The following is an 11,640-nucleotide window of genomic DNA, read 5'->3' as shown; positions in this document are numbered from 1 at the left end:
GTGCAAAAGGCTCACCTGCACCTAGATTGCGTGAAACAGACCGGAGTATCGCATGCCTTCGCGCCGTCATGTCGCCCGTGACATTTCCTATGCCTATTCCGCCGAGACCAGAGGCGGGAAGATGGTCATCAAGCTTATGGAGAATACGACCGGGCGTTTGCGTCTGATCAAACGGGCGGATGGGTACGAGCGCGAAGTCGCCAACGGCCGGGATTTCTGGGCGGTTATGGTCGAGCGGTACGGATTGTCACTGGATATCGTCGGCGGATCTTTGTCGAACATACCCGCTGAAGGGCCGCTGATCCTGATTGCAAATCATCCGTACGGAATTCTGGATGGTCTGATGATGGGTCACATCCTGTCTCGGACGCGCGGAGATTTTCGGATATTGGCCAATCATGTATTCACAAAGGCCGAGGATCTGAATCGTATCATCCTGCCAATTTCGTTCGATAATACGAAGGAGGCGATGAGGCTAAACCTCGAAACGCGGAAGACGACCTTGGATTATCTGGGTAGTGACGGTGCCATCGGGATCTTCCCGGGCGGAACGGTCAGCACCGGAGCCAAACCGTTCTCGCACCCAATGGATCCAGGCTGGCGCGGCTTTACGGCCCGAATGGTCGCGAAATCGAATGCGACGGTTGTGCCGGTTTTTTTTGACGGGCACACCTCACGCCTGTTTCAGATTGCCAGTCATTTGCACAATACGCTGCGCATGGGGTTGCTGATCAAAGAGTTCAAGAAGCGGGTCGACACGCCGGTCAAGGTGGTCATCGGTGAGCCCATTGGACGGGATGTTCTGGACCCTTTGGGTAAGGACACGCGCAAGATGATGGATTTCTTGCGCAAAGCGACGTATGAGCTGTCTCCGAAACCGTTAAAGTCCTATGACTACGGGTATGAATTCGAGGAACGGCATCGCGCCTGAAGGGGCAAATGGCAGTAGGTATATTTGATTCTGGTCTCGGCGGGCTGACCGTTCTGGACGCCGCACGGAAACGTCTGCCGGACGTGGATTTCCTGTATTTCGCGGACAGTTCGCACGCACCATACGGCGTGCGCGATGCCGAGGATATCTATCAACTGACCCGCAAGGCAGTGCATGGCCTGTGGGCAAAGGGCTGTGATCTGGTGATTCTCGCCTGCAACACCGCCAGCGCGGCTGCGTTGCGGCGGATGCAGGAAGAGGGCGTGCCCGACGGCAAGCGGGTTCTCGGCGTCTTTGTGCCGCTAATCGAGGCCCTGACGGAACGCCAATGGGGCGACAACTCGCCCCCGCGAGAGGTCGCCGTGAAGCATGTCGCGCTGTTTGCGACCCCGGCCACCGTTTCAAGTCGTGCGTTTCAGCGGGAACTGGCCTTTCGGGCCATCGGTGTAGATGTCGAGGCGCAGGCATGTGGCGGTGTTGTTGACGCGATCGAAGATGGCGACATGATTCTGGCCGAAGCGCTGGTGCGCAGCCACGTGGATGCCCTGAAGCGGAAGATGCCCGAACCACAGGCCGCCATTCTGGGGTGCACGCATTACCCTTTGATGGCCGAAACGTTTCAGCAGGCGCTTGGTCCGGACGTTCAGGTGTTCAGTCAGGGAGATCTGGTGGCGGAAAGCCTTGCGGATTACCTGCAACGCCATCCGAACATGCTTGGCTCGGGCGGGGGCGGGTTTCTGACGACCGGCAAACCGGGCATTGTCAGCGATCGGGCGACTCAGTTTCTCCGACGACAAATCACATTTGAGGCGGCCTGACTTAGGTCAAGGACGCCCGGACACCCATTCCTTAATCCGATGACCGTCACATCGGCGGTCGTGATATGTGACACACTCATGCAAGAGGTCTGACATGACCCACAAAATCGCAATTCTTGGCGCTTCCGGCTACACTGGCGCGGAACTGGTGCGGCTGATCGCCGAGCACCCGAATATGGAAATCACCGCTCTGGCCGCTGAACGTAAGGCCGGGCAGCCCATGGCGCAGGTTTTCCCACATCTGCGGCATATGAATCTGCCGGATCTGTGCAAGATTTCGGAAATTGATTTCTCGCAGATTGACCTGTGTTTCTGCGCATTGCCGCACAAAACCAGCCAGGAAATAATCCGTGATCTGCCGAAAAACCTGAAGATTATCGACCTGTCCGCCGATTTCCGCCTGCGCGACCCGGCGGAATACGAGAAATGGTACGGCAACCCGCACGCTGCATTGGAACAGCAGGAAGAGGCTGTTTATGGCTTGACCGAATTCTACCGCGATGAAATCCGGGCTGCGCGACTGGTTGCTGGCACAGGTTGCAACGCGGCGACCGGGCAATACGCATTGCGGCCGCTGGTAACAGCAGGCGTGGTTGATCTCGATGACATCATTCTCGACCTGAAATGCGCCGTTTCAGGGGCGGGTCGGTCGTTGAAAGAAAACCTTTTGCACGCAGAGCTCAGTGAAGGGTACAACGCCTATACCGTAGGCGGGACGCACCGTCACCTGGGGGAGTTCGATCAGGAGTTCTCGAAACTGGCGGGGCGGACCGTGCATGTGCAGTTCACACCGCATCTGATCCCCGCCAATCGGGGGATTTTGGCAACGACCTATGTGAAGGGCGACCCACACAGCATTTATGAAACACTGAGCAAGGCCTATGAAGCAGAGCCGTTTCTGCAGGTGCTTCCCTTTGGTGAAACGCCTTCGACCCACCATGTCAGGGGGTCAAACTTCTGCCATATCGGCGTGGTTGCAGATCGGATTGAACGTCGCGCGATTGTGGTCGCGGCACTTGATAACCTGACAAAAGGTAGCAGTGGCCAAGCCTTGCAGAATGCCAACCTGATGTTAGGTGAAAATGAAACCGCCGGGCTGATGATGGCCCCGTTGTTCCCGTGAGGAAAAGATGAAAACGCTCAAGAAACGCCGTCGAGTACAGATCATTTTGCTGGCAGCTGTTGCCCTGGCATTGTCGACGGCGTTGATTGGGTACGCCATGCGGGACGGCATCAACTTTTTCCGCTCGCCAAGTCAGGTCATCGCGGAACCGCCCAAACCGACCGAAGTATTCCGGATCGGGGGGCTGGTCGAAGAAGGGTCAATCATTCGCGGACAGGGCGAGACGGTCTATTTCAGCGTCACAGACGGCGGCGAAACCGTCAAAGTGGCATTCACGGGTGTACTGCCGGACCTGTTTTCGGAAAATCAGGGTATGGTGGGAACCGGAAGTTACGTGAACGGTGTCTTTGAAGCCACTGAAATACTGGCAAAACACGATGAGACCTATATGCCGAAAGAGGTCGTGGATGCCCTTAAAGAACAAGGGGTCTACAAAGAGGCCGATGAGAGCTGACCTCAGCTGATCCGCATGCCTCCGGCGGCAGCGTATTCTTGAACAAAAAGAAGTAGGGCGTTGCATGTGACGGACATGCAGCGCCCTTTCGTTTTTCGCGTTGTTAATGCCTTTGACTGACCGTCTGACCTGATAGTTGAAATGAGGTTGGCATGCAGACGGTTCGGCAAATCGCCAGGGGCATAGTGGCACGGGAAGGCGGGTATGTGGATGATCCGGATGACCCCGGCGGCCCCACGAAGTTCGGTGTTACAATCGGCACGCTGCGGCGGTTGGGGCTGGATTTGACCGGAGACGGAAAGATTTCGCACGCAGACGTGCGTGCACTGTCGCAAAGTCAGGCAGTTGAGATCTTTCTGCAATACTATTTCGAGGAATCCCGCCTTGGGTTGTTGCCCGAAATGCTGCAGGCGACTGTTTTTGACATGCACGTAAATGCAGGTGCGCAGGCTGTCCGGATCCTGCAACGGTTGTTGGTGCAAATGGGTTTCGCGGTCACGGTGGATGGCGTGGTTGGTCCACAGACGGCAGAGGCTTGCCGGGAAGCGGCGATGCCTGATGCGGCGGCGCTGTGTGACGCCTACGGTGTCGCCCGACGAAACTACTATTTTCAGTTGGCAGATCGGCGTCCTGAGTCCCGCAAATATGCGCGCACCCGGTCTGGGGGAAAAGGGGGCTGGATTCGACGGGCGGAAGAATTCCTTTCACCAGATTACCACCTAAGCGACGCAGAGTTTCAAAGGAGAGTTTCACGATGGGACTGATATCGGGCGTATTGGCACTTCTGTTCGGGGGCGGGCGAAATCTTGTGCGGGAAACAGTCGAAGTTTTCCACGAGAACGCCGATGCGGCAGCTGAGCGCTCCTTAACGGTCCAGGGGCAGGCGATGTCTCAGTTCGGCGCCGAGTTTCACAAAGGGCAAAAAGGTGCATTCGATCGGTTTATGGATGGGTTGAACCGAGTACCGCGACCGGCGCTGGCTTTGGGGACGTTGGGATTGTTTGTGGCGGCCATGGTCGACCCGATCTGGTTTGCGGCCCGAATGCAGGGGATTGCGCTAGTACCTGAACCTTTGTGGTGGCTGTTAGGGGTAATCGTTTCCTTTTATTTTGGCGCGCGTCACCACAGCAAAGTGCAGGATCTGCAACGAGAAATTGCCGCAGGTATGACACGGGTTCCTGTCGTCGTCGAGAATCTCAGAACCCTGCAAACGTTGGACAAGGATATGCCGACGCATGTAGACGCCGGAGCGGACCAACCCGAGGTCGAGGTGGCCGTCGACCTTGACGAAAACCGCGCATTGGAGGACTGGAAGCGCCTGCGCAGTGCCTGACCCGCGACACTATGTGCGCCAAATCCTGGCGATTGTTGTTGGTGCTTGCCGCGCGACAGGTTTATATCGTTGGCCATGATTACAGAACTTGGCCACTTTGCCCTGATCCTCGCCTTTTTTGTCGCCATCGTTCAAAGCGTGGTGCCCTTGATCGGCGCTGCAAAACGATGGACCGGCTGGATGGCGTTTGCGGAACCGGCTGCGATCTCTCAGTTCTTGCTAACCGCGTTTTCATTTGGTGCGCTGACCTGGGCCTTCATCACGTCGGACTTTTCGCTGCGTATCGTGGTAGAGAACAGCCATTCCGCCAAGCCGATGCTGTACAAAATCAGCGGCACCTGGGGGAACCACGAAGGTTCGATGCTGTTGTGGGTGCTGATTGTTACCATTTTCGGTGCCATGGCCGCGTTCTTCGGGGGTGGTCTGCCACCAACGCTCAAGGCGCGCGTGCTGGCGGTTCAATCGGCCATCGCTGTCGCGTTTTTCGCCTTTATTCTGTTCACTTCGAACCCGTTTGACAGATTGGTCATCGCGCCGTTTGACGGCCGCGACCTGAACCCGCTGTTGCAGGATCCCGGCCTCGCGTTCCACCCGCCGTTCCTGTATCTGGGGTATGTCGGGCTGAGCATGGCGTTCAGCTTTGCCGTTGCAGCCCTCATCGAGGGCAGAATCGACGCGGCATGGGGGCGTTGGGTCCGGCCATGGACATTGGCGGCCTGGGTGTTTCTGACGATCGGCATCGCGCTGGGGTCATGGTGGGCCTACTATGAACTGGGCTGGGGCGGTTTCTGGTTTTGGGATCCGGTAGAAAATGCCTCGTTCATGCCGTGGCTGCTGGCTGCCGCATTGCTGCACTCGGCGATTGTTGTCGAAAAACGCGAATCCCTCAAAAGCTGGACGATTCTGTTGGCCATTATCGCCTTCGGATTTTCGCTGATCGGAACCTTCATTGTACGGTCCGGCCTGCTGACCTCGGTTCACGCTTTTGCGAACGACCCGGAACGGGGCGTGTTCATCCTGCTTATTCTGATTTTCTTCATCGGCGGTTCGCTGACCCTGTTTGCCACCCGCGCACAGGCGATGGAGGCGAAGGGTGTGTTTGGAATGGTCAGCCGCGAAAGCGCGTTGATACTGAACAACATCCTTCTGGCTGTTAGCTGTTTTGTCGTCTTTGTGGGAACCATGTGGCCGATGGTGGCGGAAATGGCCTTTGATCGGAAGCTTTCTGTTGGGGCACCTTTCTTCAATGCGGCCTTTACGCCCTTCATGGTCGCGTTGGGCATTGCGTTGCCCGTTGGTGCCATGCTGCCCTGGAAACGGGGCAAGCTTGGCAAAACGGCCTGGTCCCTGCGCTACGCGTTTCTGCTGGCGCTTGCGCTGGCGTTGCTGGTCTGGGCGATACAGACAGGACGCAGCGCTTTGGGACCGGTTGGTCTGTTCCTTGGCGCATGGATCACATTCGGTGCAATCGTGGATTTGTGGAGCCGCACGGGCCGCAAAAACAACCTGAACCGCCTGGTGCGTCTTCCCGGTGCGGATTGGGGCAAGGCGGTCGCTCATACAGGGTTGGGGGTAACGATATTTGCCATTGCAGGCCTGACCGCGTGGGAGGTCGAAGACATACGCGTTGCGCAACCGGGCCAACCATTTGAGGTCGGGCAATTCACCCTGACCCTGAATGATGTGCGCCGGGTACAGGGGCCGAACTACTTCTCGACCATGGCAGATGTAATTGTTGAAAAGAACGGGCGACCCATCGCAACGCTGCATCCGGAAAAACGCGACTATCCCGTGGCGCGGATGCCCACGACCGAAGCGGCGATCGACTATCGTTTCCTGCGGGATGTGTATGTCGTGATCGGCGACCAGCAGGCCGATGGCGGTTGGGTCATGCGAACCTACATCAAACCACTGGCGAACTGGATCTGGGGCGGGTGTATTCTGATGTCGCTTGGCGGAGTTCTCAGCCTGTCTGATCGTCGTTTTCGTGTGGCTGCCGGTGCCCGCAAGTCCCCGGCTGGCGGAGTACCTGCGGAATGAGACGTCTGGCTCTGATCCTGATGCTGATTGCCTCCCCGTTGATGGCTGTTCAACCGGATGAAGTGCTGGATGACCCGGCACTCGAAGCGCGGGCACGCGATATCAGTACCGGGTTGCGCTGCCTTGTCTGCCGAAATGAAAGCATTGATGAAAGCAATGCCGAACTGGCGCGCGATTTGCGCCTGTTGTTGCGTGAGCGGCTGGTGGCCGGGGACAGCGACGAAGAGGCTGTGGCCTATATCGTTGACCGTTACGGCGAATATGTTCTTTTGAAGCCGAAAGTGACCGGGTCAAACCTGATGCTTTGGCTGGCCGGTCCCATAATGCTGCTGATTGCCGCCGGAATGGGCTGGAACTTCTTGCGAAAGCGGTCAAAAGGGCAGGGCGCGTCCGAAGCAGACGCCCTGAGCGAAGATGAGAAAGAGCGTCTGCGCCAAATTCTCGAAGACTGACGTTCGGTTTAGCTTTTCCTTCCCGCATTTATCCATCAGGTTCACCCAGGGTTCTGAGTTTGGGAGGAAACCATGGAATACGAAACGGTCCTTCTGGACATTGCGGACGATCTGGCGGTTCTTACGCTGAACCGGCCGGATAAGATGAACGCACTGACCACGCAAATGCGGGCCGAGATCATGCATGCGATGAAACATGCGGCCCGTCGCGCCAGGGCGATCGTGATAACCGGGGCTGGCAACGCGTTTTGCTCGGGGCAGGATCTTGGGGATGCTTCGAGCACTGGCAAGATCGACCTGGAAAGGTCTTTGCGCGACGAATACGAACCGATGCTGGAAACGATCCACGATTGCCCGGTTCCGACAATCGCTGCGGTAAACGGGGCAGCCGCCGGGGCTGGGGCCAATCTGGCTTTGTGCGCGGATGTCGTGATCGCGGCTGAAAGCGCATATTTTTTGCAGGCATTCGCGCGTATCGGGTTGTTGCCGGATGCCGGCGGCACATGGTTCATGCCGCGTCAGATGGGAATGGCCAAAGCGATGGGCGCGGCGCTGTTCGCGGACAAGATCACCGCGCGTCAAGCCGATGATTGGGGGCTGATCTGGGAATCCGTCAGTGATGCAGAGTTTGACGCGCACTGGCGCAAGCGGGCGTCTTATCTGGCCAATGGGCCAACCGCTGCATTTGCTGCGATGAAAAAGGCCATTCGCGGAACTTACGACAAATCCCTGACGCAGCAATTGACGACCGAGGCGCATTTGCAGGGGGATTGCAGCCGCACCCGCGATTTTGCCGAAGGCGTCGTTGCATTCATGGAAAAACGCCCCCCGAAATTCGAGGGGCGCTGAAGCTCAAGCGCGGCGGCGACGGCGCGCGCGGCGGTCCGGGACTGCCGCATCCTCGTCAGTGCCGTCAGAGGCTGATGAGAACGGACCCAGTGCGCCCGTTATCTGATCCAGTGTCGGTCGATCACCCGGTGCGGTTGTGTCCAGCGCCTCGCGCATCTTACGAAGATGCTCAGGCATCGTGCCGCAGCAGCCGCCAATAATAGTCGCCCCCGCGTCACGTGCCATGGCCGCGTACTGGCCCATCAACTCGGGCGTTCCGTCATAGTGGATGTGACCATTGACATATTTCGGTATGCCCGCATTCCCTTTCGAGATCACAGGCCGTTCTGTTCCCTGTGCCGCAAAACCCAGCACCGTGCGAAGGATATCCGACGCCCCGGTCCCGCAATTGGCGCCGAAAGCCACGGGCGGATTGGGCAACGTTTCAACCAGCGAGGCAAAATCGGCCGATGTCACGCCCATCATGGTGCGACCCGCGGTGTCAAAGCTCATGGTCCCGCACCATGGCATGTCAGCCAGCGCGAATGCCTCTGCTGCGGCCCGGAATTCCTCGGGCGCGCTGATGGTTTCCAGCCAGAGAACGTCGACGCCGCCTGCTTTCAGGGCTTCGGCCTGTTCGTGAAACATCTCGACGGCATCTGCGTGTGACAGGCTTCCGACCGGTTCCATGATTTCACCGGTAGGACCGACCGACCCGGCCACGATCACCGTGCGACCTGCCTTGTCGGCGACTTCACGGCCCAATTCGGCGCCGATTCGGTTCAGTTCTGCAACGCGACCCTGCGCATCGTGCAGTTTCAGGCGCGAGGCCGTTCCGCCAAAAGTGTTGGTCAGAAACAGATCGCTGCCGGCATCGACGGATCCCTGGTACAGCGCCCTGATCTTGTCCGGTGCGTCCACATTCCACAATTCCGGCGCGTCGCCGGATTGCAGTCCCATATTGAACAGATTGGTGCCGGTTGCCCCGTCCGCCAGAATGGCATCCTTGGTTTCCAAAAGTGTGCTAAGCGCGTTTGTCATGCGAGTCGTCCGAATAAAGGTGCATTCGACCGTTAAAAATTGAGACACCCCGTGTCTCACGACCGGGGCGTCAAATCAAATTCATAAAACTCATGAAGATCATGAGCTTTGTATCTTGCAGGTCAGATGTTTACTTCCGCCATGACCTGCTCTTTGGCTTCGACCAACAACTCAGCCATCTTTACGCGGATGGTCTTTTCGTCGGCAAGGTCGCCCAGATAGCCTTTGACGGCGTCGACAACGTCGTCTTCGCTTACGTTCTGAAGATCTGTGTGCACCAGTTCCTGACCGTATTTGCGGGCTTGTTCTACCGTCTCACCCTTAAGCGTGGATGCCCAAACGGCCATAAAGCGGTTCCGGCGCATTCTGGCGATGAACTGCATTTTTTCATCATGCGCGAATTTGTTTTCAAACGCGGCTTCACGTTCGTCAAATGTGGTCATTTGTCGGGGACCCCTTGAGTTTCGAATTCTGTCTTCATGATATGACTATTGCACGTTGTCGACGCAAGGGATTTGCGCTGCGTCAAAGCCTCCCGGGTTGACGAACTTGCGAGAAAGGGGGGCTTGGACTATGAGAACGCCAACGTGAGGGGACTCATTCCCGCTCAGCAGACTGGAAAGGTCGCACATGGCGCGTCGCAAGAAAATCTATGAAGGCAAGGCCAAGATCCTGTATGAAGGCCCGGAACCGGGCACAATCGTTCAGTATTTCAAGGATGACGCCACGGCTTTCAACGCCGAAAAGAAAGACGTCATTGACGGAAAGGGCGTGTTGAACAACCGCCTGAGCGAGTTTTTCATGACCGGCCTGACCCAGATTGGCGTGCCGAACCATTTCATTCGCCGTCTGAACATGCGTGAGCAGCTGGTGCGCAGCTGCGAGATTGTGCCGTTGGAAGTGATCGTTCGCAACTACGCCGCAGGCTCGCTGTCCAAGCGTCTGGGCATCGCCGAAGGAACACAGTTGCCGCGCCCGATCATCGAGTACTGCTACAAGGATGACTCGCTCGGCGATCCGCTGGTTTCGGAAGAACACATTGCGGCCTTTGGCTGGGCCAGCCAGCAGGATATGGAAGATATCCTCAGCCTGGCGCTGCGCGTGAACGATTTCATGAGCGGTGTGATGCTCGCTGTGGGTATCCGTCTGATCGACTTCAAGATCGAGATAGGCCGTGTCTTCGAAGGTGATTTTCAGCGATTGCTCGTGGCGGATGAAATCAGCCCGGATAGCTGCCGACTGTGGGACATCGAAACCGGCCAGAAGCTCGACAAAGACGTGTTCCGGCGCGATCTGGGCAATTTGACCGACGCCTACTCCGAGGTCGCCCGGCGCCTGGGCGTTCTGCCCAAAAGTAACGTGACCAAGCCGACATTGATCAACTGACCTAACAGGTCTGTTCGATTTGGAACAAAGCGCTGCCTCGGTTGAGGGGGCGCTTTTTCTTTGTTCAGTTCGGCATTTGCCAATCCGGCGTGTTGGAGCATGTCTGGGGTTCTTTCAAAAGGCGACAGATGCCTCTGCGTCAAACTGCATACCCCGTAGCCGCCAAGAAGGGTTGTCCAGCGCCCACAACCGCGCTATCCCCCGCGCAACGAAATGGGGCCTGGACCTTCGCCCCACAGGTGGAGTTTCGAAAATGAAAGCACGGGTGCATGTCATGCTCAAGAACGGGGTTCTGGACCCTCAGGGCGAAGCGGTGCGTCATGCATTGGGTGCCATGGGCTTTGATCAGGTCCAGGGCGTGCGTCAGGGCAAGGTGATCGATCTGGAACTTGCAGACGGCGCGACCGAGGCGGACATCACCGAGATGTGCGAAAAGCTGTTGGCTAACACGGTCATCGAACGCTACGAAATCGAACTGGTCTGAGTTTTCTCGGATCTGATCAAGGAGGGTCGGCCATGCGCGCAGCCGTAATCGTATTCCCCGGATCCAATTGCGATCGGGACCTTGCAGTTGCTTTTGAACAGGCGGGTTTCCAGGTCGAGATGGTCTGGCACAAGGATGCCACATTGCCCGAAGGCGTCGACATTGTCGGTGTGCCCGGCGGATTTTCTTACGGCGACTACCTGCGTTGCGGTGCAATTGCTGCCCAGTCGCCGATCTGCAAGGCCGTTGTCAACCACACCAAGCGTGGTGGTTACGCCATTGGTGTGTGCAATGGATTCCAAATTCTGACCGAAACCGGCATTCTGCCCGGGGCGCTTCTGCGCAATGCCGGGTTGAAATACATCTGCCGCACAGTCGGCTTGAAGGTCGAAACCAGCGACAGCGCGTTTACGCAAGGCTACAATTCGGGGGATGTGATCGGAATTCCGATTGCTCATCACGATGGAAATTACTTCGCTGATGACGCAACATTATCGACCCTGCGAGAGCATGACCGCATTGCGTTCACCTATGCCGAGAACCCGAACGGGTCGGTCGGCGATATTGCGGGCATTCTTTCGGAAAACCGTCGCGTTCTCGGAATGATGCCCCATCCCGAGCGGGCAGCGGACGAAGGGCACGGCGGCACCGACGGAACGGCGTTGTTCCGCGCATTGTCCGGGGTTTTGGCACCAGCGTGACTTGAGGTCGCAACGCCGGACGCGTAAATTTCACTTATGAGCTCTGACG

The 11,640-nt window shown here is 57.4% G+C and carries 14 protein-coding genes; 12 read left to right on the top strand and 2 right to left on the bottom strand.

Annotated features, from left to right (window positions below):
* Nucleotides 1-52 precede the first annotated feature (52 nt).
* The 9 genes from ACR0J8_RS07285 (at nucleotide 53) to ACR0J8_RS07245 (ending at nucleotide 8,000) form a co-directional block, all read left to right on the top strand.
* Nucleotides 53-931 (top strand): lysophospholipid acyltransferase family protein, encoded by an 879-nt coding sequence (locus ACR0J8_RS07285; RefSeq protein WP_480489797.1) that lies wholly within the window; start codon nucleotides 53-55, stop codon nucleotides 929-931.
* An 8-nt stretch (nucleotides 932-939) separates the two neighbouring features.
* The gene (locus ACR0J8_RS07280) at nucleotides 940-1,749 is read left to right on the top strand and encodes an aspartate/glutamate racemase family protein (RefSeq protein ID WP_170676964.1); all 810 of its coding nucleotides are present in this window, start codon (nucleotides 940-942) and stop codon (nucleotides 1,747-1,749) included.
* A gap of 94 nt (nucleotides 1,750-1,843) precedes the next feature.
* Nucleotides 1,844-2,872 (top strand): N-acetyl-gamma-glutamyl-phosphate reductase, encoded by a 1,029-nt coding sequence (gene argC / locus ACR0J8_RS07275; RefSeq protein ID WP_480523954.1) that lies wholly within the window; start codon nucleotides 1,844-1,846, stop codon nucleotides 2,870-2,872.
* Nucleotides 2,873-2,879: 7 nt separating this feature from the next.
* Nucleotides 2,880-3,326 carry a cytochrome c maturation protein CcmE gene (gene ccmE / locus ACR0J8_RS07270; protein WP_170619004.1) on the top strand — a complete coding sequence of 149 codons (447 nt, stop codon included), beginning with the start codon at nucleotides 2,880-2,882 and terminating at the stop codon, nucleotides 3,324-3,326.
* A gap of 152 nt (nucleotides 3,327-3,478) precedes the next feature.
* Nucleotides 3,479-4,090 carry a holin-associated N-acetylmuramidase gene (locus ACR0J8_RS07265; protein ID WP_480523956.1) on the top strand — a complete coding sequence of 204 codons (612 nt, stop codon included), beginning with the start codon at nucleotides 3,479-3,481 and terminating at the stop codon, nucleotides 4,088-4,090.
* Nucleotides 4,081-4,659: a holin family protein gene (locus ACR0J8_RS07260; protein WP_480889397.1), complete on the top strand. Its 579-nt coding sequence runs from the start codon at nucleotides 4,081-4,083 to the stop codon at nucleotides 4,657-4,659. Before ACR0J8_RS07265 ends, ACR0J8_RS07260 begins: the two co-directional genes overlap by 10 nt.
* 75 nt (nucleotides 4,660-4,734) lie before the next feature.
* The gene (locus tag ACR0J8_RS07255) at nucleotides 4,735-6,699 is read left to right on the top strand and encodes a heme lyase CcmF/NrfE family subunit (protein ID WP_480889394.1); all 1,965 of its coding nucleotides are present in this window, start codon (nucleotides 4,735-4,737) and stop codon (nucleotides 6,697-6,699) included.
* Nucleotides 6,696-7,151: a cytochrome c-type biogenesis protein gene (locus tag ACR0J8_RS07250; RefSeq protein WP_480523959.1), complete on the top strand. Its 456-nt coding sequence runs from the start codon at nucleotides 6,696-6,698 to the stop codon at nucleotides 7,149-7,151. The genes ACR0J8_RS07255 and ACR0J8_RS07250 overlap by 4 nt, the downstream gene beginning before the upstream one ends.
* Nucleotides 7,152-7,223: 72 nt before the next feature.
* Complete coding sequence (locus ACR0J8_RS07245; RefSeq protein ID WP_170616895.1) at nucleotides 7,224-8,000, top strand: enoyl-CoA hydratase-related protein; 777 nt, start codon at nucleotides 7,224-7,226, stop codon at nucleotides 7,998-8,000.
* 3 nt (nucleotides 8,001-8,003) lie between these two features.
* On the opposite strand, the gene bmt is transcribed toward ACR0J8_RS07245, so the two are convergent.
* Both bmt and ACR0J8_RS07235 read right to left on the bottom strand, forming a co-directional pair.
* Nucleotides 8,004-9,020 carry a betaine--homocysteine S-methyltransferase gene (bmt, locus tag ACR0J8_RS07240; RefSeq protein WP_480523961.1) on the bottom strand — a complete coding sequence of 339 codons (1,017 nt, stop codon included), beginning with the start codon at nucleotides 9,018-9,020 and terminating at the stop codon, nucleotides 8,004-8,006.
* 122 nt (nucleotides 9,021-9,142) lie between these two features.
* Nucleotides 9,143-9,463, bottom strand: a complete 321-nt coding sequence (locus tag ACR0J8_RS07235) for a DUF1476 domain-containing protein (protein WP_170616899.1) — start codon at nucleotides 9,461-9,463, stop codon at nucleotides 9,143-9,145.
* A 187-nt stretch (nucleotides 9,464-9,650) separates the two neighbouring features.
* Here ACR0J8_RS07235 and purC point away from each other — a divergent pair, with 187 nt between their 5' ends.
* From purC to purQ, 3 genes are all read left to right on the top strand, one after another.
* Nucleotides 9,651-10,406: a phosphoribosylaminoimidazolesuccinocarboxamide synthase gene (gene purC, locus ACR0J8_RS07230; RefSeq protein ID WP_170616901.1), complete on the top strand. Its 756-nt coding sequence runs from the start codon at nucleotides 9,651-9,653 to the stop codon at nucleotides 10,404-10,406.
* Nucleotides 10,407-10,659: 253 nt separating this feature from the next.
* The gene (purS, locus tag ACR0J8_RS07225) at nucleotides 10,660-10,890 is read left to right on the top strand and encodes a phosphoribosylformylglycinamidine synthase subunit PurS (RefSeq protein ID WP_170616903.1); all 231 of its coding nucleotides are present in this window, start codon (nucleotides 10,660-10,662) and stop codon (nucleotides 10,888-10,890) included.
* A 32-nt stretch (nucleotides 10,891-10,922) separates the two neighbouring features.
* Nucleotides 10,923-11,591, top strand: coding sequence for a phosphoribosylformylglycinamidine synthase subunit PurQ (gene purQ / locus ACR0J8_RS07220; RefSeq protein WP_480523963.1), 669 nt, complete (start codon nucleotides 10,923-10,925; stop codon nucleotides 11,589-11,591).
* Nucleotides 11,592-11,640: the final 49 nt, after the last annotated feature.

This window comes from Ruegeria sp. N11, assembly GCF_056531525.1.
The sequence above is the reverse complement of the archived record's forward strand: the minus strand, read 5'-3'. Positions and strand labels throughout refer to the sequence as shown.

Coding starts and splice junctions, on each gene's coding strand:
- ACR0J8_RS07235 (WP_170616899.1), bottom strand. CDS start 9,463: ATGACCACATTTGACGAACGTGAAGCCGCGTTTGAAAACAAATTCGCG.
- ccmE (WP_170619004.1), top strand. CDS start 2,880: ATGAAAACGCTCAAGAAACGCCGTCGAGTACAGATCATTTTGCTGGCA.
- ACR0J8_RS07265 (WP_480523956.1), top strand. CDS start 3,479: ATGCAGACGGTTCGGCAAATCGCCAGGGGCATAGTGGCACGGGAAGGC.
- purQ (WP_480523963.1), top strand. CDS start 10,923: ATGCGCGCAGCCGTAATCGTATTCCCCGGATCCAATTGCGATCGGGAC.
- ACR0J8_RS07255 (WP_480889394.1), top strand. CDS start 4,735: ATGATTACAGAACTTGGCCACTTTGCCCTGATCCTCGCCTTTTTTGTC.
- ACR0J8_RS07260 (WP_480889397.1), top strand. CDS start 4,081: ATGGGACTGATATCGGGCGTATTGGCACTTCTGTTCGGGGGCGGGCGA.
- ACR0J8_RS07245 (WP_170616895.1), top strand. CDS start 7,224: ATGGAATACGAAACGGTCCTTCTGGACATTGCGGACGATCTGGCGGTT.
- ACR0J8_RS07280 (WP_170676964.1), top strand. CDS start 940: ATGGCAGTAGGTATATTTGATTCTGGTCTCGGCGGGCTGACCGTTCTG.
- argC (WP_480523954.1), top strand. CDS start 1,844: ATGACCCACAAAATCGCAATTCTTGGCGCTTCCGGCTACACTGGCGCG.
- purC (WP_170616901.1), top strand. CDS start 9,651: ATGGCGCGTCGCAAGAAAATCTATGAAGGCAAGGCCAAGATCCTGTAT.
- ACR0J8_RS07285 (WP_480489797.1), top strand. CDS start 53: ATGCCTTCGCGCCGTCATGTCGCCCGTGACATTTCCTATGCCTATTCC.
- purS (WP_170616903.1), top strand. CDS start 10,660: ATGAAAGCACGGGTGCATGTCATGCTCAAGAACGGGGTTCTGGACCCT.
- ACR0J8_RS07250 (WP_480523959.1), top strand. CDS start 6,696: ATGAGACGTCTGGCTCTGATCCTGATGCTGATTGCCTCCCCGTTGATG.
- bmt (WP_480523961.1), bottom strand. CDS start 9,020: ATGACAAACGCGCTTAGCACACTTTTGGAAACCAAGGATGCCATTCTG.